This window comes from Hahella sp. NS-SX17 (genome assembly GCF_057367735.1).
The window spans coordinates 233,673-255,586 of record NZ_CM170632.1 but is presented as its reverse complement, the minus strand read 5'-3'; the positions used below and the strand labels follow the sequence as shown (position 1 = coordinate 255,586).

The 21,914-nt window shown below is 57.5% G+C and carries 20 protein-coding genes; 14 read left to right on the top strand and 6 right to left on the bottom strand.

Annotation, left to right across the window (positions count from 1 at the left end):
• Position 1: 1 nt before the first annotated feature.
• The 3 genes from AC2IBB_RS01245 to AC2IBB_RS01235 form a co-directional block, all read right to left on the bottom strand.
• Positions 2-730 carry a response regulator gene (locus tag AC2IBB_RS01245; RefSeq protein ID WP_486331105.1) on the bottom strand — a complete coding sequence of 243 codons (729 nt, stop codon included), beginning with the start codon at positions 728-730 and terminating at the stop codon, positions 2-4.
• Positions 731-811: 81 nt separating this feature from the next.
• The gene (locus AC2IBB_RS01240) at positions 812-1,207 is read right to left on the bottom strand and encodes a hypothetical protein (RefSeq protein WP_486331104.1); all 396 of its coding nucleotides are present in this window, start codon (positions 1,205-1,207) and stop codon (positions 812-814) included.
• A gap of 27 nt (positions 1,208-1,234) precedes the next feature.
• Positions 1,235-2,830: a trypsin-like serine protease gene (locus AC2IBB_RS01235; protein ID WP_486331103.1), complete on the bottom strand. Its 1,596-nt coding sequence runs from the start codon at positions 2,828-2,830 to the stop codon at positions 1,235-1,237.
• A 211-nt stretch (positions 2,831-3,041) separates the two neighbouring features.
• Here AC2IBB_RS01235 and AC2IBB_RS01230 point away from each other — a divergent pair, with 211 nt between their 5' ends.
• Positions 3,042-4,046: a serine/threonine dehydratase gene (locus tag AC2IBB_RS01230; RefSeq protein WP_486331102.1), complete on the top strand. Its 1,005-nt coding sequence runs from the start codon at positions 3,042-3,044 to the stop codon at positions 4,044-4,046.
• Between the two features lie 24 nt (positions 4,047-4,070).
• Here AC2IBB_RS01230 and AC2IBB_RS01225 read toward each other — a convergent pair whose 3' ends face one another.
• Entirely contained in the window at positions 4,071-5,123 is a 1,053-nt protein-coding gene (locus tag AC2IBB_RS01225) for a LacI family DNA-binding transcriptional regulator (protein ID WP_486331101.1), read from the bottom strand.
• A gap of 320 nt (positions 5,124-5,443) precedes the next feature.
• Between AC2IBB_RS01225 and AC2IBB_RS01220 the strand changes: the two genes are divergently transcribed.
• The 12 genes from AC2IBB_RS01220 (at position 5,444) to AC2IBB_RS01165 (ending at position 19,863) form a co-directional block, all read left to right on the top strand.
• Positions 5,444-6,682 carry an ABC transporter substrate-binding protein gene (locus tag AC2IBB_RS01220; RefSeq protein ID WP_486331100.1) on the top strand — a complete coding sequence of 413 codons (1,239 nt, stop codon included), beginning with the start codon at positions 5,444-5,446 and terminating at the stop codon, positions 6,680-6,682.
• Positions 6,683-6,739: 57 nt separating this feature from the next.
• A complete protein-coding gene (locus tag AC2IBB_RS01215) occupies positions 6,740-7,741 on the top strand; it encodes a carbohydrate ABC transporter permease (RefSeq protein ID WP_486331099.1) in 1,002 nt (333 codons plus the stop codon).
• 13 nt (positions 7,742-7,754) lie between these two features.
• Complete coding sequence (locus AC2IBB_RS01210) at positions 7,755-8,594, top strand: carbohydrate ABC transporter permease (RefSeq protein ID WP_486331098.1); 840 nt, start codon at positions 7,755-7,757, stop codon at positions 8,592-8,594.
• Positions 8,595-8,632: 38 nt separating this feature from the next.
• The gene (locus AC2IBB_RS01205; protein ID WP_486331097.1) at positions 8,633-9,949 is read left to right on the top strand and encodes a GH1 family beta-glucosidase; all 1,317 of its coding nucleotides are present in this window, start codon (positions 8,633-8,635) and stop codon (positions 9,947-9,949) included.
• A gap of 53 nt (positions 9,950-10,002) precedes the next feature.
• A complete protein-coding gene (locus AC2IBB_RS01200) occupies positions 10,003-11,097 on the top strand; it encodes an ABC transporter ATP-binding protein (protein ID WP_486331096.1) in 1,095 nt (364 codons plus the stop codon).
• A gap of 359 nt (positions 11,098-11,456) precedes the next feature.
• Positions 11,457-12,461, top strand: coding sequence for a LacI family DNA-binding transcriptional regulator (locus AC2IBB_RS01195; protein ID WP_486331095.1), 1,005 nt, complete (start codon positions 11,457-11,459; stop codon positions 12,459-12,461).
• A gap of 40 nt (positions 12,462-12,501) precedes the next feature.
• On the top strand, positions 12,502-14,223 hold the full coding sequence (locus AC2IBB_RS01190) for an ABC transporter substrate-binding protein (RefSeq protein ID WP_486331094.1): 1,722 nt from the start codon (positions 12,502-12,504) through the stop codon (positions 14,221-14,223).
• Between the two features lie 22 nt (positions 14,224-14,245).
• A complete protein-coding gene (locus tag AC2IBB_RS01185) occupies positions 14,246-15,232 on the top strand; it encodes an ABC transporter permease (RefSeq protein WP_486331093.1) in 987 nt (328 codons plus the stop codon).
• A complete protein-coding gene (locus AC2IBB_RS01180; RefSeq protein WP_486331092.1) occupies positions 15,229-16,194 on the top strand; it encodes an ABC transporter permease in 966 nt (321 codons plus the stop codon). Before AC2IBB_RS01185 ends, AC2IBB_RS01180 begins: the two co-directional genes overlap by 4 nt.
• Complete coding sequence (locus AC2IBB_RS01175; protein ID WP_279500885.1) at positions 16,187-17,185, top strand: ABC transporter ATP-binding protein; 999 nt, start codon at positions 16,187-16,189, stop codon at positions 17,183-17,185. The genes AC2IBB_RS01180 and AC2IBB_RS01175 overlap by 8 nt, the downstream gene beginning before the upstream one ends.
• Positions 17,182-18,147, top strand: a complete 966-nt coding sequence (locus AC2IBB_RS01170; protein WP_486331091.1) for an ABC transporter ATP-binding protein — start codon at positions 17,182-17,184, stop codon at positions 18,145-18,147. The genes AC2IBB_RS01175 and AC2IBB_RS01170 overlap by 4 nt, the downstream gene beginning before the upstream one ends.
• Before the next feature lie 21 nt (positions 18,148-18,168).
• Complete coding sequence (locus AC2IBB_RS01165) at positions 18,169-19,863, top strand: glycoside hydrolase family 9 protein (RefSeq protein ID WP_486331090.1); 1,695 nt, start codon at positions 18,169-18,171, stop codon at positions 19,861-19,863.
• Here the strand turns inward: AC2IBB_RS01165 and AC2IBB_RS01160 are convergent.
• Positions 19,848-20,459, bottom strand: coding sequence for a DUF1287 domain-containing protein (locus AC2IBB_RS01160; RefSeq protein WP_486331089.1), 612 nt, complete (start codon positions 20,457-20,459; stop codon positions 19,848-19,850). The genes AC2IBB_RS01165 and AC2IBB_RS01160 overlap by 16 nt on opposite strands.
• 116 nt (positions 20,460-20,575) lie before the next feature.
• Here AC2IBB_RS01160 and AC2IBB_RS01155 point away from each other — a divergent pair, with 116 nt between their 5' ends.
• Positions 20,576-21,319: a sulfite exporter TauE/SafE family protein gene (locus AC2IBB_RS01155; protein ID WP_486331088.1), complete on the top strand. Its 744-nt coding sequence runs from the start codon at positions 20,576-20,578 to the stop codon at positions 21,317-21,319.
• Here the strand turns inward: AC2IBB_RS01155 and AC2IBB_RS01150 are convergent.
• A complete protein-coding gene (locus AC2IBB_RS01150) occupies positions 21,299-21,541 on the bottom strand; it encodes a DUF1653 domain-containing protein (protein WP_127974222.1) in 243 nt (80 codons plus the stop codon). The two genes, AC2IBB_RS01155 and AC2IBB_RS01150, sit on opposite strands and share 21 nt — an antisense overlap.
• Positions 21,542-21,914: the final 373 nt, after the last annotated feature.

Below are 21,914 nucleotides of genomic sequence, written 5' to 3'. Positions count from 1 at the left end.
CTCAACTCTCCCGACTGTCAGCGTTATCTACAAAGAGATATCCTTCACCTCTAATGGTCTTGATCAGGTGTGGCTGCTTGGGGTCGTCGCCCAGACGTTTGCGAATGCGTGACACGCGCAAGTCGATGGAACGGTCGAGCCCGTCATATTCCAGGTTGAAAATTTCCCGGTACACCAGATCCCGGGAAATAACCGAGCCAGCCTGGCGGGCAAGGTAATACAGCAGATTGAATTCCGCTGTGGTGAAATCTATGGCGACGCCGGATTTATAAACTGTCCTGGCGTTGGGATTGATCACCAGTTCTCCAATGCGGAGTATCCCGTTTTCATGGGGCGCCGGCATATCGACGTCCTGGACGGAGTAGGTTTCTACGCGGCGTAATTGCGCGCGTATATGCGCCAATAACACTCTGGATTTCACGGGTTTGGCCAGATAATCGTCGGCGCCGACTTCCAGACCGGCGACCTCATCGATGTCGTCGTCCAATGAGGTCAGCATGATGATAGGGCCTTTATAATGCTTCCTGACTTCACGGCAGACAGACAGGCCGTCCATGCCTGGCAGCATGACGTCCAGCAGGATCAGTTGTGGCTGGTTCCGCTCCAGCCAGGCGACGGCGGATTCGCCATCGTGGATGACTTTAACCGGATAGCCGTTCTGCTCCAGGAACTGCTTGATCAGGCGGGTCAGCCCCTTATCGTCGTCCACCAGCAACAACCGTTCAGTCATTTCTAGGCCTCGTATTTTCCATTTACATCAGCAATATAGAGAGAAGAGGGAGCGCGCGGGTTGCGGCGCGCTCCTGCCGGATCAGGTTCCGGGTTTAACCACTAAAGGGTTATTGATATACACAGTTTCCCACTCCCGCAGACCTGGGTCGGTCAAAGGCAGGGAAAAAGTCGCCCAATGCGCCTTTTTACGACACAAGTCCTGCTTCAGTCGCACTATGGTCAGGTCAGGACCGTCCCATAACAGTCTGAAGTCCTCGCGCCGGGTGCAGCCGGTGCTTTTGACGGTGAACGTCAATTGCTCCTGCTGAATCGACACCGACTGCAATACGGCGGGACGGCTGAGCGGGACGCTCACCTGTGAGTCGTCCGCTTTCTCAGCATAGCCGGGTGCGGATAACAGCCCCCATGTCAACGCCAGGGCAAGTCGGCGCCCGTTGCGAGCTATAGACCCTGGATATGTATTGTAATCGCTCATCGGGGCGACCTCCTGTATTAACCGGGATTATTGATTTCCGCTCAGGCGGCGACGCGCCAGCCAAAGAAGACCGAGCGCCGGCAGCAGATAGCCGATAGCGCCTCCGCCCCCTTTATTGTCTTTTTTCTCAGCTTTGGCGTTCAGAGCGACCGAGCGGATATGGGCGCGTTTGAATTTACCGTCGACGCTATCGGAATTGTCCTTAAGTATCCAATAGACACTGTGTTGGCCTTGCTCCAGCGTATATTCGAACTTCTTGTATTTTCCGCTCGCTTTGGCGTTAAAGATGCGCTTTCCATCAATATACAGATAGAGGTCGTCCGCCTCGCCATTATCAATCTTCCATTCGAAGCTGAAAACGCCTTTTCCACTGAAGTGCGTCAGCAGGGCGGCCTGGCTCTTATCGGCGCCCAGCTCCGTGGAGAGGCTTTTCTTACCCTTGTTGTTGTGCTGGGTCCATTCTCCATCTTCAGCCTGTCCCCAAGAGAATTCAGCGTTTTGTCCCAGTGTAAAGTCAGCTTTGTTGATGGCTTGGACTGAGAAAATATAGGTCCAGTCTGGATGCTCGCTGTCCGTGCTGCTGACGGTCATGGTTGCTGTTTTACGTCCTGTTTCCGTGAACTGCGCAGTCAGATTCAGTTGACAGGAAGCGCCGGGCTTCAGCATTGCGTTGTCACAAGAGGCGGCGTCGATCTGGTAGCCGTTGTCGCCAGTCAAGGTCAGACCCTGCACCACCATGTCTTTTGGGCTGTTATTGGTCAGAGTGAGGGCGCGCTGCATTTTGTAGTCCGCACTGATCAGTTTGAAATCCGTTTGACTGATGGACAGCCCGTCAGCCTGCGCCATTTGCTCTTTGATCCAGTCATTAAAGGTAGCGACGCGGGCATAAACGCCTGGGAAGCCAGGCTGTGCGCAACCTTCGCCAAAACTGACCACGCCAACCTGGGTCAGTACGCCATTGTTGTTCCACAGCATGGGGCCGCCGCTGTCGCCGTCGCAGGTGTCTTTTCCCCCCAGCGGGTAACCCGCGCACATCATAGTGTTGTCGATATCTATGCCAATAGCGCTGTAAGCATTGGCGCAGTCGACTTGATCGGAAAAAGGCACTTCCGTCTGCTGTAATCTCTCAGGATAGTCGAACCCATCGGCGGACATATTGCCCCAGCCCATTACTTTGAATTGGGTGCTGGGTGGCAGAGTCGCCATGGCGGCTTCATCCGCCAATGGAAGCGTAGGGTGTTTGACAGCCTCTTTCAGTTCCATCAGCATCAGGTCCCCATAGGGCTCACCCAGCGCGTGAACAAAGCGCTTCACGCCGACTCTTTGCTGTCCGGCATCCGGCTTGTTGAGGTCAAAATCGCCGGCGACGACGAATACGGTGTCCGCTGGCTCATCTTCGATGCAATGTGCGGCGGATAACGCCCAGCGCTCGGCAATAAGGCTGGCGCCGCAGAAATGGTCGCCCAGGGTTTCGTTTTGCACGGACAACATCCAGGGATATCCGTTTGGCGATTGATCTCCGCCGATAATTCTGGACGTGACAGGATCGACTGCGATGGCGTTATGGGACAGGGCGACTAGCCCAAGCGTTGCGCTCAGAGATAGAACTCTTTGAGGACTCATAGCAAACTCCACTATAAAAACAGATTTACGCTTTTCCCGGCGTAAGCTAACTTGTTGGGGCGGCAGCGGATGCTGACGCCCGCCGGCGGGGCTATTTAAGTGGTTGGCCATGTAGAGCTCTGTCTCGGTTTTGTATCAGAACGTACAAACCGGAACCAGGCGACGCTCGTTAGGAATAAACAGTAATGCTGATTTAAGGTGGGACAGGATAGTGACGACGTCAGAGCATCATCGAAACTTGGGCATTGCGGATATTGCGCAGGCCAAACGCAGAATTCATGGATATACCCTGGAAACGCCGTTAGTCAGCTCTTCCTTGTTGAACCAGTGGCTGGGGCATGAGGTTTACTTCAAAGCTGAATGCCTGCAGAAAGTGGGCGCATTCAAGGCCCGCGGCGGGTGCAATACGGTGCGCTGGCTGCTGGAGAACGGGCGCAGACCGGAGCGCATCATCGCCAACAGCTCTGGCAACCACGCTCAGGCGGTGGCCTGGGCGTCGAGTTTGTTTGGCATTCCTTCGACGATTTTTATGCCGGAGAACGTCTCCCGCGTTAAAGCCCGCGCCACCGAATCCTATGGCGCCGAAGTCGCCTTGTGCGCGACCCGCGCCGAAGTGGACGAACGAGTGCTGGAAGCGGCCAAGGACCCCGGCGTGTACTGGATTCCCCCCTACAATCATGAGCAGGTCATCTGCGGCCAGGGCACTGCGGCTTATGAGGCGCTGCATGAACTGGGAGAAGTGGACGCGGTGTTTGCGCCCTGCGGTGGCGGCGGCCTCGTCTCCGGCACATTGATCGTGACGCGGGCGCTGGCGCCCAAAGCGGAGGTCATCGCGGCGGAGCCCTTACAGGCCAATGATGCGGCGATTTCTCTGCGGGAAAACAGGATTCACCGTCTGAGCGCCACTCCAGACACCTTGGCCGACGGTGCCAGAACCTTGGCGGTGGGCGACATCACCTTTGAATATATTCGACAACTGGACGCCCTGTATGAAGTAGAAGAGCAGCGCATTGCGTTTTGGACGCAATGGTTGAGTCACTTGCTCAAGCTGCATATCGAACCCACCAGCGCCATGACCATGGATGCGGTGCGTCAGTGGCTGAAAGGCCGCAGCGGCAAGAAGCGCCTACTGGTGATACTGACCGGCGGCAACGTTGATCAAGGGATGATGTCGGCCCTGTGGCGGGACAATTATCTCAATGAGTTCGAGCTGTAACGGCGTGACGCGTCGCGTTGGGCGTTAACCCAGGCGACGCGTGGACTCTCTTATCACCAACTCCACGTTCAGATTGACGGACTCCGCGCCTTCGCCGCGAATCAGGCGCAGCAGTCGTTTCGCCGCGGTTTGCCCGACTTCATAAACCGGTTGCCGGATCGTGGTGAGGGGCGGGGTGGTGTAGGACGACATGGGCAGGTCGTCGAAGCCGATCAGGGACATGTCCTCAGGCACGCGGATACCGCGGCGGTACAGGGCCAAACGGGCGCCGTAGGCGGTCTGATCATTGGCGCAGAAGACCGCGCTGAAAGAAACCCCTTTGTCGAGCAGTCTGTTCATCGCCATCAGGCCGCCGGGCTCGATAAAATCCCCTTGCGCCACCAGATCTTCGTCAAAGGCGATGCCGGCATCCTCCAGCGCCATTTTGTAGCCATGCAGTCGGTTACTCGCGTCGCTCTGTTCCTGCGGCCCCTGAATATGCGCGATTCTGCGATGACCGAGTGAGATCAAGTGTTTGGTCGCCAGATAACCGCCCATGCGGCTGTCTATAAAAATAGACGCGGCGTTCTCCGAGTGCGCATTATGTCCGACGGCGACAATGGGAGTTTGCGAGGATAGATCCAGAATCTGTTCGTTGTTAAGGTTGCCGGTCAGCAGAATGATGCCGTCCACCCGTCGCGCGATCAGCAGGCGGATGCGCTCGATTTCGCTCTGGCTGTTCCAGTGGCCGCTGGCCATCAGCGAAGCGTAGCCCGATCCTTGCAGACCTTCTTCAATGCCCTTGAGCAACTCGTTGAAGAAGGGACTTTCCACCGCCTGGGTGATGACGCCAATCGTCATGGACTGGCCGCTCTTGAGGCTTTGCGCCAGCACATTGGGTTTGAAGTTCAGATCCTCAATGGCCCGCTCCACGGATCTGCGCTTGTCGTCGGAAACCCGGGCCGTGCCATTGAGAATACGGGAAACGGTGCTGACGGAAACCCCCGCCCGTTTCGCCACTTCGGTGACGGTGGAGGCCGCCGGCTGCGCGCCAATCCGTTTCTTCTTTACTAGATTTTTTCTGATTGTCTGTTCCAAGCTAAACTCCCATAGCCCGTCGAAATCCTGTCATTCCCTGGAAGATATGCGCATACGTCACTCTTCACTTCGCATGCGGCCGCTGAATCGTATAAGAACGGATTCGCTCCCGGCGTGTGCTCGTACGGATCTGATAATAAATGAAATTTCCGGATATTTTCATTTTTTTATTGACAAGCGTATTTGCACGACGTTATAAAATTGCTGTGTTTGAAAACGTTTTCATTACGTTTTTGTCAAAATAACACAGCGCATTGATGAATAGAATAAGCACAAAAACCAACCTCGATGTAAGGGCTTCGGCCCAGGAGAATAATAAGATGAAGATCATGCATGCTCTGCTGTTGAGCGCGGCCATGTCGGGAAGCGTCGCCGCGCAAACAGTGACTCTGGAAGTGGCTTCATTTCCGGATCTGGACAGGGGCATTAAAGCCGCCATACCGTTATATCAGGAAGCGCATCCCGATGTGGAGATCAAGCTGGTCAGCCTGGCTTTCGGCGATCACCACAATGCGATGACCACCTCTCTCGCCACCGGCTCCAATCTGCCCGACGTCATGGCGGTGGAGGTCGGGTTCATCGGCAGATTCGCCGCCTCTGGCGGTATTGAGGATTTGTCCAAACCCCCCTATAACGCCATGCAATATCAGGATCAATTCGCCAAGTTCACCCTTCCGCAGGCCACCGGCGGGGACGGCAATCTGGCGGCGGTGCCCGTGGATATCGGGCCGGGCGCTTTGTTTTATCGTCAGGACCTGCTACAAAAGGCGGGAGTGGATGAAAGCGCTTTCTCAAAAAACTGGGAGGCTTTTATCGACGCAGGTAAAAAAGTGAAGGAAAAAACCGGCGCCTATATGGTGGCGTACGCCGGTGACTTGAAAGACATCATCATCCGTTCAGATCTGGAGGACGGCGAAGGCATCTTTTTTGGCAAGGACAACAACTCTCTGGTGACCAGCCCGCGATTTGAAAAAGCGTTCAAAGTGGCGAAAGCGGCCCGTGACGCCGGCATCGACGCCAATGTGAAATCCTGGACCAGCGAGTGGACCGAAGGGCTGCGACGGGGCCAGATCGCTACGCAGATGATGGGGTCCTGGGTGGCGGGGCATCTCGCCAACTGGATTGCGCCGGAGTCCGCCGGTTTGTGGCGCAGCAAGCAATTGCCCGACAATGTTTACGCCAGCTGGGGCGGCTCCTTTTACGCCATCCCCGCTAAAGCGCGGCACAAGGAAGAGGCGTGGGAGTTTATTCGTTTTCTGGCCTTGAACAAAAGCATGCAGTTGGAGGCGTTTCATAAGCTGGATGCGTTTCCCGCCCTGGTCACGGCGCAGAATGACCAGTTTCTTGAGCAGCCCATCGAATTTCTGGGTGGGCAGAAAGCCCGCGTTCAGTGGAAAGAAGCGGCGGATCGCATTCCCGCCATTACTGTGAACAAGTACGACACTATCGCCGATGAGATCGTTAACGCCGAGCTGGATAAAGTGCTGCTGCACGATAAAGATATCAAGGAAGCGCTGGCGGATGCGCATAAGCTCATCAAACGCCGGGTTCGCTACTAAGCGGGCCTGAGTGCGTGAATGACGAAAGTCCCTATCAGACATAGTGGAGGCCCGGTAATGTCGGCGGTTATGGAGCGACGGGAGACGTCAGCAGCGGTGAAAGTCAAAACCCGACGCAGATGGCTGACCCGTAAAACGGCGCCTTATGTGTTCATCAGTCCGTTTTTCATTCTGTTCGCAGTGTTCGGATTGTTTCCGTTGCTGTTTACGATCTATCTGTCTTTTCATTACTGGGACCCCTCCACTGGCCTGGGCGGCATGAAATGGGTCGGCTTTGAGAACTTCACGTTCGTGCTCACAGACGACTGGTTTCACAAGTCGCTCTACAACACCTTCTGGATTGCGCTGGTGAGTGGCGTTCCCCAACACCTCGCGGCGATACCGCTGGCGTTTTTCCTGCACACCCGGTTGTCGCGCTGGCGCAATGCGGTGGTGGGGTTGTATTTCCTGCCGTTCATTACCTCCACGGTGGCGATTTCTCTGGTGTTCACCTCGTTGTTCTCTCGTGACTACGGCTTGATTAACGTGCTGATGACGCAGATGGGGCAATGGGAAGTCGCCGGTCTCAGACCCTTGAGCTGGGTGTTTCCCACGGAAAACATCGACTGGAATGACCCCGGACATACCAAGTGGGTGATTTCCTTTGTGGTCTGGTGGCGTTACGTGGGCTGGAACACTGTGCTGTACCTGTCCGCGTTGCAGACCATTCCCAAGGATCTGTATGAAGCCGCGAGCATCGACGGCGCCAGTCGCCGCCAGCAGTTCTGGCATATCACCGTGCCGTTGCTGCGGCCCATGATGTTTCTGGCGATTACCCTCAGCATCATCGGCAACCTGCAGTTGTTCGAGGAGCCCTTTATTCTCACCGGCGGTCTGGGGCCGGGCGGCACCAGTATCGGTGGGCCGGATCAGGCGGGTAAAACGGCGGCGATGCATATGTACGCCACCGCTTATATCGAGAGCGATTTCGGCACGGCGTCCGCGGTCGCATGGCTGTTGTTCCTGATCATCGCGATGATGACCTGGGCCAACAACAAAGCCTTCAAAGAAAAATCCTAGGCGGGAGCAGGTAATGGAAAGACGCAACATCCTGGACCCCGGTCAGTGGATCGCATTCATGGTCGTGGCTCTTGGCGCCATGATCATGCTGGGTCCCTTTTATTTCATGTTTGTATTCGCCACCCATAACAACACGGATATTCTTTCCGTGCCGCCGCCGGTGTGGTTTGGCGGTCAGTTTGTGGCGAACGTGCAGGTGCTGCTGGAGAAACTGCCTTACTTCTGGAATAACCTGGGCGTGAGCTTTTATGTGGCCATCATCACCACGGCGCTGAATTTGTTCTTCTGTTCCCTGGCGGGCTACGCCTTCGCCACCTATGAATTTCGTTTCAAGAACCTGCTGTTCATGATTGTCATGAGCACGCTCCTCATCCCGCCGTTTCTCGGCATGATACCCACCACCCTGATCATGACGCTGTTCGGGTGGATGAATGAGCCGCGGGCGCTGTATCTGCCCATGGCTTGCAGCGCCTTAGGCGTATTTTTGATGCGTCAGTACATCAGCTCGGCGATTCCCCGGGAGTTGCTGGAAGCGGCGCGCATGGACGGCTGTGGCGAATTCGCCACCTTCCGTCATATCGTGCTGCCGCTGACGGGTCCCGCCATGGGCACCCTTGGGCTGATCACTTTTATCACATCCTGGAACAACTTCATGACCCCTCTGGTGGTCATGCGGGACATGGAAATGTACACGGTTCCGTTGGCGCTGCGCGCGCTACAGGGCTCCGGGCAAGTGCCCTGGGGCGCCATTTGCGCAGGCTCCTCCATCGCCGTGGCGCCGCTTCTCGTCATATTCATACTGGCGTCGCGGAGGCTGATCGAAGGTATGACAGCCGGCGCGCTGAAGGGATAGAAGCGGCGATTTAGAAAGCAATAAGAGGCTTGTATTTTATGAATCAGAAATTTGCAAAGGATTTTACCTGGGGCGTGGCGACCAGCGCGTACCAGATTGAGGGCGCCGCCAATGAAGGCGGCAGGGGGCCTTCCATCTGGGACACCTTCTCTCATACGCCGGGCAAGACGGTGAATGGGGAGACTGGCGACGTCGCCTGCGATCACTATCATCGCTACCAGGAAGATGTGGATCTTATTGCTGGATTGGGTGTGGACGCCTACCGTTTCTCCATCGCCTGGCCGCGGGTGCAGCCAGACGGCAAAGGCGCCTGGAATGAAGCCGGCTTCGACTTTTACAGTCGCTTGATCGATGCGCTGCTGGTCAAAGGCTTGCAGCCCTACGTCACTCTGTATCATTGGGATCTGCCGCAGGCGCTGGAAGACCTGGGCGGCTGGCGCAATCGCGACACCAGCTATCGATTCGCCGATTATGCGGCGGAGTTCATGCGGCGTTACGGCAATAGCGTGAAAACGATTTCCACCCACAACGAACCCTGGTGCACCGCGACCTTAGGGCACGCTACCGGCCAGTTCGCGCCGGGTTATCAGGACGAGGCGATGGCCTATCAGGTGTCTCATCATCTGTTGTTGTCGCACGGTTTGGCGCTGCAGAGCATGCGTGCGGTGAACAGCGAGACGCCAGTGGGCATCGTGCTCAACCATACCCCTACGTATCCGGCCAACCCGGAGTCGGAAGCTGACCGCCAACTGGCCCGTCTGGACGACGGAACCAACATTCGCTGGTACATGGACCCGATTTTCCGCGGCGCCTACCCCCAGGATGTGCTGGCCTATCTCGGCGATAAAGCGCCCAAGGTCACGGACGGCGACATGGATATTATCAGGCAGCCGCTGGACTTCCTGGGCGTGAATTACTACACCCGCGGCTACTTCAGTCACGCCAATCCGCAAACGCAGGCCCCGGCGACCATGGGGCTGACCGACATGGGATGGGAAGTCTATCCGCAAGGTCTGGCGCAGCATTTGGTGAGAATCACCCGCGACTACCTGCCGCCGCCGATTTACATCACCGAGAACGGCGCCGCTTTCCCCGATCGCATGGAGAATGGCGAAGTGCAGGACCCGGCGCGCATTCATTATCTGGAGTCTCACCTGCAGGCGCTGCGCCAGGCCATGGAGTTGGGCGCGGACATCCGCGGGTATTTCTATTGGAGCCTGGCGGACAACTACGAATGGAACTGGGGTTACAGCAAGCGCTTCGGGTTGACCTACGTGGATTACGCCACCCAGCAGCGCACGCTGAAAGCCAGCGGCCACTGGTATCGGGATTTTATTGCCCGTCAACGCGCCTAGCTGCGGCGGGCGCAAGCAAGTGAAACACTAACGCGGGACGAGGGGAGAACAGTATGGCGTCCTTACAATTGCTTGGCGTTGAAAAGAGCTATAAAGGCGGCGCCGACATCATCAAAAAGCTGGATCTGTTTGTGGAAGACGGCGAGTTTGTGGTGTTGGTGGGCCCCTCCGGCTGTGGTAAATCCACTCTGCTGCGCATGATCGCGGGCTTGGAGGACGTCAGCGCCGGCCAAATCCTGATCGGCGACAAGCGCGCAGAGGGGCTGCCGTCGTCCGAACGCGGCGTCGCCATGGTGTTCCAGAGTTACGCCCTGTATCCCCATATGACCGTGGCGGAAAACATGGGGTTCTCTCTCAAGATGGCCGGTCTGCCGAAACCTCAGGTGACGCAGGCGGTGGAGCGCGCGGCGGAAGTACTGCAGATCACCCACCTGCTGCAGCGTAAACCCAAGGCGCTGTCCGGCGGTCAACGCCAGCGGGTGGCCATCGGCCGGGCGATTGTGCGCGAGCCCAGCATCTTCCTGTTTGATGAACCCCTTTCAAACCTGGACGCTGCGCTGCGCGCCCAGATGCGGCTGGAGCTGGCCAAGCTCCACAAGCAACTGGGAACCACCATGGTCTACGTGACTCATGATCAGACTGAAGCCATGACTCTGGGGGACCGCATCGTCGTGCTTAACGGCGGTCATATCGAACAGACCGGCCGTCCCATGGAGTTATATGAGCGACCCGGCAATCAATTCGTAGCGGGTTTTATCGGTTCGCCGAAGATGAATTTTCTCCCCTGTCGCGTGCAGGCCAGCAGTGAGCAGGGCGCGACGGTGCAGATCGGGTCATCGCCGCGCCCCTTGCAGATTTCCGCGCCCTCTGGTCGAACGCCTGGCGAACCGGTGTGTCTGGGCGTGCGGCCTGAGCATGTGCGGTTGACGACCCCGGATCAGGGCATTCCGGCGCGTGTGGACATCATTGAAGAAATGGGCGACGTCGCGGTGGCTTATCTGCATGTGCCGGGGCTGGAAAAACATCTGGTGGTGAAGACGCCTTCCTCCGCCATGGGCTTTTATGAAGGCGGTCAGGTCGGCGTTGCGGCCGAGCTGGAGTGCTGCCATCTGTTCAATCAACAAGGGGTTAACCTGTCTTTGGGCTGAGCCTGTTGCCGACGCGATTGCGGGGCCAGGGAACAGCCCGAAGTACGCAGAGAGCTTTGGGGGCGATTTGCGTATCGACGCGGCCAGATAGGCCCGTCTTGGTGACGGTTGTCAATTTGGGAACAAATTGGGAATCGTCGCCTTTCTTGTTTTCAGTCGCTGTATAAACGCTCTTCTCCATCTAAAAATATTAATTATTTCAATAATATAGATTATTTTTGCGGGCTTCTGGCGTAAGCAGGGTTTCGCCTCGGGTGACAGGCTGTCGCGTTATAACGCCCTGGTTAAGCCGCTGCAGCCTTGACCCTAATACCCCCCTGCAACATGATTTTGGGGACGTTCCCAACGGTAAGCCTGTCATGCCAACAATTATCGATGTATCGGAGCTGGCCCATGTGTCGAAGTCCACGGTCAGCCGGGTGGTGTCAAACAAAGGGTCTGTTTCTCCCGCCGCGCGTAAGCGGGTGGAGGACGCCATTCGCAAGCTGGGCTACCGTCCCAATCACTTCGCGCGGGGCCTGAAAAGTAATAAGTCCGACATCATCGGCGTGGTGGTGGTGAACCTCGCCAGCCCTTTCTATGCGCAGATGCTGAGCGGCGTACAGGACTACATCTCCGGTTCCGACAAACATTTGGTGGTCACCAGCGGCTATGGCGATCTGGACCGGGAAGTCGCCGTGATCAACTCATTGCTGGATCGCCGCTGCGATGGCCTGTTGCTGTATGTAGAGAACGAAGTGCCGTTGGAGCGTCTGGCCGGCGTACATCCCGGCAACTACCCCATTGTGACCATGGGACGCATGCTGCCGGGGATTTCCAAATGGTCGGCGCGGGTGGACAACCTGCATGGCGGCTATCTGGCGGCGCGTTATTTATTGGAGAAAGGACACCGGCGCATCGCGCATCTGATGGGACCGGAGGGCTATCTGGACGCCCGTCTGCGCCGGGACGGCTTCCTGCGCGCCATGGCGGAGAACGGCCTGACCGAGCGCGACTATCTGATTCTGTCCGGCCCCTACGAAGAAACGTTCGGCTATCAGGCGACCCTGCGGCTGCTGGATGGCGGCGCCCGTTTCACGGCTATTTGCGCCGGCGATGACGATATGGCGGCCGGGGTCTATCAAGCCCTGCGCGAGCGGGGCGTCAGCGTGCCGGAGCAGATCTCGGTGGTGGGGTATGACGATAATTTCCACGCCAAATTAATGTGTCCCGCCCTGACCACTGTCAGGCAGGACGTAATGAAGATGGGCGAGGCGGCGGTAAAACTGCTCATCGAACGCTTGGAGAATCCGACCATGGCGGAGAAGCATGTCGTGTTGGAGCCCAAGCTGATCGAACGGGATTCAGTGAGGGATCTGAACTGAATCCTCAGGGGTTCAACTTAAACAGGAAATGGGAAGACGAATGAAAGCGACGACAAAAATAAAAACGCGGTCTTTAATCGCTTGTTTGGCGCTGACGGCTTCGGTGCAGGCGGCGGAGGCGGATCAAAACAGGATTCACGGCGGCGAACTGGTGCTGGCCCCGACTCAGACCAACGCCCATGTGCGTAACTTCAACCCCTATAATTTCTCCGTCGGCGCTTTTTACGCCCAGGACTTCATCTACGAACCCCTGTGGATTTACAACATCGCCCACCCCGGCCAGGACTTCCCCCGTCTCGCCGTCTCCTTCGAGACCGCTGACGACCTGCGCTCCGTCACCTATCATCTGCGCTCAGGCGTAAAGTGGTCGGATGGTCAGCCCTTCAGCGCGGACGATGTGATCTTTACGTTCGAACTGGCGAAATCCCACCCGGCTTTTCCAGTCGGTCTGGACATCCAGTCTGACAGCAACCCCAACGGGCTGATCGTCAGCATGGAAAAGATCGACGACCTCACTTTCGTGGCGCGTCTGAGCAAGCCCAGCGCACTGGCGCACGAACATATCGGCGTGATGTATCCCTTGCCGCGCCATATCTGGAAAGACGTGCAGGACCCGACGACTTTCGCCAACCCGGAGCCGGTGGCCACCGGACCCTTTACGGAAGTGCGTTCTTTCAGCATGTCCCAGTTCAAGGTATGCCGGAACGAGAAATACTGGGACGCCGGCAAACCCTACATCGACTGCCTGAAGTTCCCGCAGTATTCCGGCAATGACCAGACCATGCTGGCGGCGCGGGCCGGCAAAATCGACTGGCTGGGAGACGGCATGTCGGACCCGGAAAAAACCTACGTCAACGGCGACAAGCATAACAAATACTGGTTTCCCGCCGGCGCTAACGCCAATTTGCATTTGAACACCCGTAAAGCGCCGTTCAACAGTCTGCCGTTCCGCCAGGCGTTTAGTATGGCGCTCAACCGCCGCTTTATTCTGGATGTGGCCACCTTCGGCCTGACCACGGAAACCCAGTTTCCTATCGGCACCGGCGAATTGTACAAGGACTGGTACGACGCGCAGGCCCTGCAACCCTATCGCTACCTGATGGAGTACAACCCCAGGCGCGCCAAGGCCCTGTTGGATGAGAACGGCTTTGTTGATCGCGATGGCGACGGCTGGCGCGACAATCCAGACGGCTCCCCCATTGAGTTCAAACTGGCGGTGCCCTCCGGCTGGTCGGATTGGGTCAACACCATGATGACGGTGTCGGAAAACCTGCGCGACATTGGCGTCAACGCCCATCTCAGCACCCAGGACGAAAGCACCTGGTTTGCGGGAACCACCCAGGGCGACTTTGACGTTTACATCATGTGGACCAAACCTTCCGCGACGCCCCATGGGACCTACAGCCTGATGTTCATTACCGATGGGCTGGCGGAAGGCCGGCGGCTGGAGCAGAACATGCACGGCATGGTTATCCCGGAGATCAACCAGGCGCTCGATCGTTTCGCTCAGACCCTGGATAGAGCCGAACAGAAAAAATGGCTGACGCAGGTGCACAAACAGGTGGCGGAGAAACTGCCGGTCATCACCCTGTTCGCCAACCCGGACTGGTATCAGTACAACGACTCCCGCTTTCAGGGCTGGGTAACCCAGGACAATCCCTATGTGCGGCCGATGCTGCATCTGGGGGTGCCGGAGCGGGGCGTGCATGTGTTGAACCTGTCTCTGCGTAAAGAAGCGGCGGCGCAAGTGGCGCGGCAATAGCGTCCGTCAGGGAGATGTGCTGATGCGCTTTATTCTGCGCCGTCTCGGGTTTTACAGCGCCGCCTTTGCGGTGGCGTTGACCCTCAACTTTTTTATCCCCCGTCTGATGCCGGGCGATCCGGCGGCGACGCTGTTTGTCAGCCTGCGCGGGCGCATGTCGCAGCAAAGTCTGGACGCCATGCGCGCCGCCTATGGGTTTGACGGCAGTCTGTGGGATCAGTTTGTCGCCTATGTGATCCGGCTGTTGCATGGCGATCTGGGCGTCTCCACCGTCAATTTTCCGCAGCCTGCTTCGGAAATGCTGTTATACGCCGCCGGCTGGACTTTGTTTCTGGTGGGCGTTGCGACTTTGTTGAGTTTTGGCGTGGGCATTTTATTTGGAATGCTGGCGGCCTGGCGGCGCGGCTCCTTTTTCGACACGCTGTTTACGCCAGTGAATGTCATGCTCAACGCCTTTACTCCGGCGGTGGTGGCGTTGCTCCTGTTGTACGGCTTCGCCCTGCAACTGGAATGGTTTCCCTTGGGACGGGCCTATGACATTGATCTGGAGCCGGGATGGAATATGGCCTTCATGGGCAGTGTCCTGTATCACAGTGTGCTGCCGCTGGCGTCTTTGGTGATCATCGCCATTGGCGGGTGGCACCTGAACATGCGCAACACTATGATCAATCTGCTCAACGAAGATTACATCACGCTGGCGCGGGCCAAAGGGCTCAGCGGTCGCCGCATTCTGTTCCGCTACGCCGCCCGCAACGCCATGCTGCCGCAGATCACGTCACTGGCCCTGACCTTCGGCTTTGTGCTGGGAGGGGCGTTGATCACGGAGGTGGTGTTCAACTACCCCGGACTGGGCAAGTTCACTCTCGCGGCGATTGAGAAAAGAGATTACGCCTTCATTCAGGGACAACTGTTGCTGCTGACATTCACCGTGTTGCTGGCGAACCTGATTGCGGATCTGCTGAATCTGCTGCTGGACCCCCGGTTGCGCGACAGGAGCGAATTAGCGTGAAACTGCATGATCTACAGGTCGAACTGGGCCTGGGCAACCTACAAACGGATGGGCTGCTCCGTCGGGCGCCGGCGCCTCTGCGGGTGTTTCTGGCGGATAAGCGCGGCGTCGCGGGTCTGCTGATTTTACTGTTACTGACGGCGGCGGCTTTGGGTGCGCCCTGGTTGACGGAGTTTCCCCCTGATCGCATGAGCGCCATGCCGCATTTGCCGCCGGACGGCGACCATTGGCTGGGAACTACGCGCATGGGCAAGGACGTGTTCGCGCAATTGCTGTACGGCGCTCAAGCCAGTCTGACAGTGGGGTTGCTGGCCGGGGCGCTGGCGACGCTGATCGGCGTATTCGTGGGCATGTGCGCGGGTTATTTTGGCGGTCGTCTGGATGACGTCATCAGCTTCGTCGTCAACGTGGCGCTGGTGATTCCAGCGCTGCCGCTGATTATCGTGATCGCCAGCTTTGTCGACAGCGCCAGTCCCATGGTGATCGGATTGGTGCTGGCCGCCACCGGCTGGGGCTGGACCGCCCGCATTATCCGGGCGCAGACCCTGCAAATCCGTCATAAAGACTTCATTCTGGCCGCCCAACTGTTGAATGAACCCTGGTGGCGTATTCTGGCGGCGCATATCCTGCCCAACATGCTGTCTCTGGTGGTGAGCGGCTTCGTGCTGACCACTATCTACGCCATTCTGGCGGAGGCGGGTCTGGAGTTCATCGGCCTAGGCGATCCCAGCGCGGTGACCTGGGGAACCATTCTGTTTTGGGGGCAGCAGAATTCGGCGCTGCAGGTCGGCGCCTGGTGGGAAATTCTGCCCGCCTGCTTCGCTATCATGCTTACCGGCGCGGCGCTGGTATTGATCAACTTCACAGTGGATGAAATCGCCAACCCGTTGCTGCGCAAGCGGCGCGGGGAAAAAGCGGTTATCGCTTACCTGCGCAAGAAGGGATTGCCTGCCAATGACTGACGTTTTACTGAGCATTCGCAATCTGTGTGTGGATTACCTGACGGACGCCGGCGTCGCCCGCGCCGTGGACGAGATCAGCTTCGATATCCGCGCGGGGGAAGTATTCGGTCTGGCGGGGGAATCCGGTTGCGGCAAGAGCACCACTGCTTTCGCTATCGCCAGATTGATTCGCATGCCGGGCTTTGTCTCTGATGGCGAAGTGCTGTTCGAGGGGGAGGACGTGTTGCGCATGGACGCAAAACGGCTGCGGGCGTTTCGCTGGGCGCAGACCAGCGTTGTTCTGCAGAGCGCCATGAACGCCTTGAATCCGGTGATTCGGGTGTCGGAACAGGTCTGCGACGCCATTCGCGCCCACCAGCGTGTGAATGAGGATCAGGCGCGCTCCCGAACCAGGGAGCTGTTTGCCCTGGTGGGCATCGATCCCGGCAGACTGGACGATTATCCCCATCAATTCAGCGGCGGCATGCGGCAGCGTATCTGCATCGCCATGGCGCTGGCGTTGCGGCCGCGGCTGATCATTATGGATGAGCCGACCACGGCGTTGGATGTGGTGGTGCAGCGCGACATCATCGGCAAGATTTCCGCATTGCAGCGGGAGTTTGGCTTCTCTGTGCTGTTTATCTCCCACGACTTGGGATTGATGCTGGAGTTTTGCGACCGCATCGGGGTCATGTACGCCGGTCGACTGGTGGAAGCCGGAACGGCGCGGCAGGTCGGAGAGCAACCGGCGCATCCTTATACGCAAGCGCTGCTGCGCTCCTTTCCGTCATTGCGCGGCCCTCGCAGACGCCTGCAGGGCATTCCCGGCGCGCCGCCGCGTCTGACGGAATCGATCGCGGGTTGCGCTTTTGCGCCCCGTTGCGAGAAGGCGGAGTCGACCTGTCTTACCCAGACGCAAGCGTTGGCGTCTTTAACGGAAGGACGCATCGTCGCCTGCGCCAGAGTTTCCCGTCCGCTCGTAGCGACGACGCAAACCGCGGAGGTCTCATGACGTCAGAATCTGCATTGCTGCGCATGGAAAATGTGTCCCTGGATTTTAAAACCGGAACATGGGGGCGCCGATCCGTCTTGCGCGCCTTGCGTGAGGTCAGCCTGTCTCTGCGGCCGGGCAAGGCCTTGGCGTTAGTAGGCGAGTCGGGCAGCGGCAAGAGCACCTGCGCACGCCTGCTGAGCGGGCTGCATCAGCCGACGGCAGGCGATATCTATTGGCGCGGCGCGGCTCTGGGGCAGCGTAAATCCAAAGAGACCGCGGCTTATCGTCGTAGCGTGCAAATGATCTTTCAAGACCCATTCAGCTCTCTAAATCCGGCGTTATCCATCGGTTATCAGATTGAGCGGCCCCTGCTGGCCAACGGCGTTGTCGACAACGCGGCCGACGCCGCCCGACAAGCCCGCATCTTGCTGGAGCGGGTCGGCCTGCATCCCGCCGATGAGACCGCCGCGAAACGTCCTCATGAGCTGAGCGGCGGTCAGCGTCAACGAGTCGCCATCGCCAGAGCGCTAGCGGTTAAACCGGAAGTGATTCTGGCGGACGAACCTACTTCCATGCTGGATGTGTCGGTGCGCATCGGCATTCTGAATCTGCTGTTGGATCTGAAGCAGGAGCAGGGCATTGCATTTCTGTTCATCACTCATGATCTGGCTTCGGCGCGCTATTTCGCTGACGACATCGCCGTCCTTTACGGCGGCTCTTTGGTGGAGCAGGGCGATAGCGAGGCCATTACACAGAATCCGCAGCACCCTTATACCCGGTTGCTGCTGAACTCCATTCCCGGCGCGGGGGACAATCCCTCGACCGCCCCGGCGCAGATGGACGCGCCTATGCGTCAGCCGGACGCCAAAGGTTGTCCTTTCGTCCATCGTTGTCCGCAAGCCCTCGCCGAATGCAGGGAAGTCATGCCTGCGTTGCGCCAGCTGGCGGATAACCACGCCATTCGTTGTCATCTTTATTGAACTCATTTTCGGAACGCTTTTATGTCGACCAGCCTGCTAGTGAACCATCTTGGTTATTCCTGTGACGCCGTCAAACAGTGCATCGTCCAAAGCCGGGAGCGATTAACCGGTTCGATGACGCAACTGATCAGTGAGGACGGCGAGATCGTGGCCAGATTCGCTTTGGGAGATCCCATGCGCGCCGCGGGCTGGCATACCGGCGACTGTTACGTTTTGGACTTCAGTCAGGTTACGGAAGCGGGCCGCTATCGTTTTGAAATGGATGGCTGTGAGGCGGACGGCGGTCGCGTGCGCTCGCACTGGTTTGACATAGACCCGAGTATCGGACAGCGTCTGACGCCGCTGATGACGGAGTATTTCCGGCTGGTGCGGTGTCAGGGACGCTATGACGACTATGACCGCAACCTGCCGTTTTTTGGCCAGCGTAAATCCGGACGTGTCGATGTCAGCGGCGGCTGGTACGACGCTTCTGGAGATGTCAGCAAATATTTGAGTCATCTTTCTTACGCCAACTACATGGCGCCGCAACAGACGCCGCTGGTGGTGTGGAGCCTGCTGTCGGCGGCGCCGCGTCTGCCCAAGGCTGTTCAGGCTCAGGCGGGGGAAGAGGCTTTATATGGCGCGGACTTTCTATGCCGGATGTTCGACGAGGACGAGGGATATTTTTATCAGATTGTATTTGACCGCTGGAGCAAAGACCCCGAGCAGCGCAATATCTGCAACTACGCCACGCAGAAAGGCTACAAGAGCGAGCGCTGGGAGGCCAGCCTGCGTCAGGGCGGCGGCATGGCCATCGCCGCATTGGCCGCGGCGGCGCAGTATAGCGTGGCGCTTGGCGTATATGACAAACCCTACCGGCGCATCGCTGAGCGCGCCTTTGCGCATCTGCAGGAAAACAATCTCGCCTATCTAGATAACGGCAAGGAAAATATCATTGACGACTATTGCGCCTTGCTGGCGGCGGTGGAGCTGTATCAGTTAACCGGACAGGAGCGATACAGCCAGTACGCCACGGCGCGCATCCGCAATCTGGTCAATAAACAGAGTTGCGGTCATGGCTATGAAGGCTGGTGGCGGGTGGAGGAAGACAATGACCGGCCTTTCTTCCACGCCTCTGATGAAGGCCTGCCCATCATCGCCCTGCTGAGAGCGCAGGAGGTGATGGATAGCGACATTCCCCTGCAGTTCTTTGTGCGCCGTGGGCTGGAGTTTTATCTCTCTATCAGCCGGGATGTGGACAACCCTTTCGGCTATCCCCGGCAGTTGGTGAAACCCCTCAAACAACGCCCGCGGGCGCAGTTTTTCTTCCCTCACAGCAATGAATCCGGCTATTGGTGGCAGGGGGAGAATGCGCGGCTCGGCTCGCTGGCGGCGGCGACCCGCTGGTATCGACGGCAGAACGAGGTTCCCGAACGCCTGCGGGCGGAGCTGCGAGGATTCGAACAGAATTTGCAGAATTGGCTATTGGGACTTAACCCGTTCAATTGCTGCATGGTGGAAGGCGTGGGCCATGACAACCCGCAATACAGCGAACTCTATCCCGCCTCCAAAGGCGGGGTTTGTAACGGCATTACCTCCAGCCTGCATGATGAAATGGACGTCGCCATGATGGAGACGGACGACCCCCTGCACAGTTGGCGCTGGAGCGAGCAATGGCTGCCCCACGCCGCCTGGTGGCTATTGGCGTTCTCTATGGAGGATCAGGGCGTTTCGTAGCGATAATGCCCGGTGATGGGATAGTCGAACAACATGTCCTCTAGTTTGGGACCGCGTCCGATGTTGTGCACGATCATCGGGCGACCGTTTAGCCAGTGTTTTTTATCCACGACGATGCCGATATGAGGCAGATTGCCCGGCAGCATCCAGGTCACCAGATCGCCGGGCTGATAATCCTCCGCCTTGTCGGTGACGGGCAGCGATTGGCCGTGACGGGAAAAGTAGGTCTGCAAATTGGGAACGCGACGGTGGTCAATGTTGGCGTCCGGCTTTTTCAGTCCCCAGATTTTCGGATACAGCGAGAAATACTGGCTCATGTCCTCATGCACTTCTTTTTGCAGATCCACGCCTAATTGACGGTAGGCGCGTATCACCACATCAGTGCAGACGCCGGTGTTCGCAGGCACGTCGCCGTTGGGGTAGGGAATGGTGCGATAACTGCCGTCATAAACCACCTGGTGGTTCGTCCGCTCCAGGGCGGCGATGGACAGACGTTGCGAAAACTCACCGTCGGCTATCGCCAATGCGGAATAAAACGCGATGACGGTGATCGCGGAAAAACGTGCTTTGAAATCGAAAATACAACGCATATACATAACATCTGCTTACTGGTCGGTACTCCTGTCAGCATGGCGGAAAGTGCTATGGAAAACCATTAAACTTCAGCGAATAATTCGATTCTTTTATACGCCTGCCGGACCGTCCTTTTTCTATGACGCTTCTCGATCCTAGCATATTGGTTTTTCTTGCCGCCGTGGCGATATTCACGGGTTTCGTCAAAGCGGGCGTACCGGCGTTGGGCGGTCTGATTTCCGCCGCCATGGCGTTGGTGTTTCCTCCCAAAGACGCTTTGGGAATCACCTTGTTGTATCTGCTGGCGGGAGACGTGGTGGCTGTCAGCCTTTACTGGCGGCAGGCGCATTGGAGTGAGCTGGGCAAGATGCTGCCGTCTATTTTTATCGGCATCGGGCTTGGCGCTCTGGCGTTACAGTTTCTGGACAACGAGAGTCTGGGGCCTGTCATCGGCGCCTTGATTCTGTTCCTGGTGGCGATGGAGCCGCTGCGGCCTTATATCACCGCCTGGGCGATGCGGAGGCTGAACGCCGTGCGCTATTCCTCGGGGATCATGGCGGGTGTCGCCACGACCATCGGCAACGCCGCCGGTCCCATACTCACCCTGTATTTTTTATTGCTGAAAATCGATAAGCACGGTTTTATCGGCACCGCGGCGGTATTCTTTCTAATCGTCAACCTGACTAAGGTTCCGGTCTACGCCTATCTGGGCGTGCTCAAGGATTATTACCTGCTGAGCTATCTGGCGACAGTTCCCCTGGTGTTGCTCGGCGCCTACGCAGGACGCCGTTTTCTGGTCTGGATACCACAACAATGGTTTAACCGCATCGCTCTGATCATGACTGGCGTAGCGGGATTATGGTTACTGCTGCGGGCGCTCTGAGTCAGCGTCCGCCGGGCCCACGTAGGCGAAACGTTTTACTTTGACTCCGTCTTTCTCGATGGTTTCATCAAACATCGCCAACGGCCGCACCCACACGCCATAATCACCGTACAACGCGCGATACACCACAAACCACTCCTCCGTCTCCGAATGCCGCGCCACCTCCAATAACTGATAACGCGGTCCTTTGTAATGCTGGTAGATGCCTTTGGGTAAGTGCATGCAGGAATCCTTTGAGTCTCATTTTGTATGGACAAGCCCTGTAATGGACGGCTGTCTTGTTGGCGGGGAATAATAACGCATTATTAACATGGTGATGATACTGGCCTGTTAATAATCAGGCGCATGGATGCGCCTGCGCGGCGGTTAGCCGTGGAAGACAGAGCCTGGCCTTTGAGGCCCTGTCGTTGCAGGCAAATAGAAGGGAGCTATTTGCCTGCCTGATAAATAGTATGCAATCTGCGCTTTCAATCTGATTCACATCAGCGTACCGCCCTCGCATTCACCAGAACAGGCCTTTCTCTGTTTCTGGATAACCCTCTTTTTCCAACAAATATAGCGACAAAGTAGTTCATTCATCTCGCTATTTGAGCCG

What these genes read in the sequence shown, in the direction of transcription:
- AC2IBB_RS01245 (WP_486331105.1), bottom strand. Translation starts at nt 730, where the DNA reads ATGACTGAACGGTTGTTGCTGGTGGACGACGATAAGGGGCTGACCCGC.
- AC2IBB_RS01240 (WP_486331104.1), bottom strand. Translation starts at nt 1,207, where the DNA reads ATGAGCGATTACAATACATATCCAGGGTCTATAGCTCGCAACGGGCGC.
- AC2IBB_RS01235 (WP_486331103.1), bottom strand. Translation starts at nt 2,830, where the DNA reads ATGAGTCCTCAAAGAGTTCTATCTCTGAGCGCAACGCTTGGGCTAGTC.
- AC2IBB_RS01220 (WP_486331100.1), top strand. Translation starts at nt 5,444, where the DNA reads ATGAAGATCATGCATGCTCTGCTGTTGAGCGCGGCCATGTCGGGAAGC.
- AC2IBB_RS01215 (WP_486331099.1), top strand. Translation starts at nt 6,740, where the DNA reads ATGTCGGCGGTTATGGAGCGACGGGAGACGTCAGCAGCGGTGAAAGTC.
- AC2IBB_RS01210 (WP_486331098.1), top strand. Translation starts at nt 7,755, where the DNA reads ATGGAAAGACGCAACATCCTGGACCCCGGTCAGTGGATCGCATTCATG.
- AC2IBB_RS01205 (WP_486331097.1), top strand. Translation starts at nt 8,633, where the DNA reads ATGAATCAGAAATTTGCAAAGGATTTTACCTGGGGCGTGGCGACCAGC.
- AC2IBB_RS01200 (WP_486331096.1), top strand. Translation starts at nt 10,003, where the DNA reads ATGGCGTCCTTACAATTGCTTGGCGTTGAAAAGAGCTATAAAGGCGGC.
- AC2IBB_RS01195 (WP_486331095.1), top strand. Translation starts at nt 11,457, where the DNA reads ATGCCAACAATTATCGATGTATCGGAGCTGGCCCATGTGTCGAAGTCC.
- AC2IBB_RS01190 (WP_486331094.1), top strand. Translation starts at nt 12,502, where the DNA reads ATGAAAGCGACGACAAAAATAAAAACGCGGTCTTTAATCGCTTGTTTG.
- AC2IBB_RS01185 (WP_486331093.1), top strand. Translation starts at nt 14,246, where the DNA reads ATGCGCTTTATTCTGCGCCGTCTCGGGTTTTACAGCGCCGCCTTTGCG.
- AC2IBB_RS01175 (WP_279500885.1), top strand. Translation starts at nt 16,187, where the DNA reads ATGACTGACGTTTTACTGAGCATTCGCAATCTGTGTGTGGATTACCTG.
- AC2IBB_RS01170 (WP_486331091.1), top strand. Translation starts at nt 17,182, where the DNA reads ATGACGTCAGAATCTGCATTGCTGCGCATGGAAAATGTGTCCCTGGAT.
- AC2IBB_RS01165 (WP_486331090.1), top strand. Translation starts at nt 18,169, where the DNA reads ATGTCGACCAGCCTGCTAGTGAACCATCTTGGTTATTCCTGTGACGCC.
- AC2IBB_RS01160 (WP_486331089.1), bottom strand. Translation starts at nt 20,459, where the DNA reads ATGTATATGCGTTGTATTTTCGATTTCAAAGCACGTTTTTCCGCGATC.
- AC2IBB_RS01155 (WP_486331088.1), top strand. Translation starts at nt 20,576, where the DNA reads ATGACGCTTCTCGATCCTAGCATATTGGTTTTTCTTGCCGCCGTGGCG.
- AC2IBB_RS01150 (WP_127974222.1), bottom strand. Translation starts at nt 21,541, where the DNA reads ATGCACTTACCCAAAGGCATCTACCAGCATTACAAAGGACCGCGTTAT.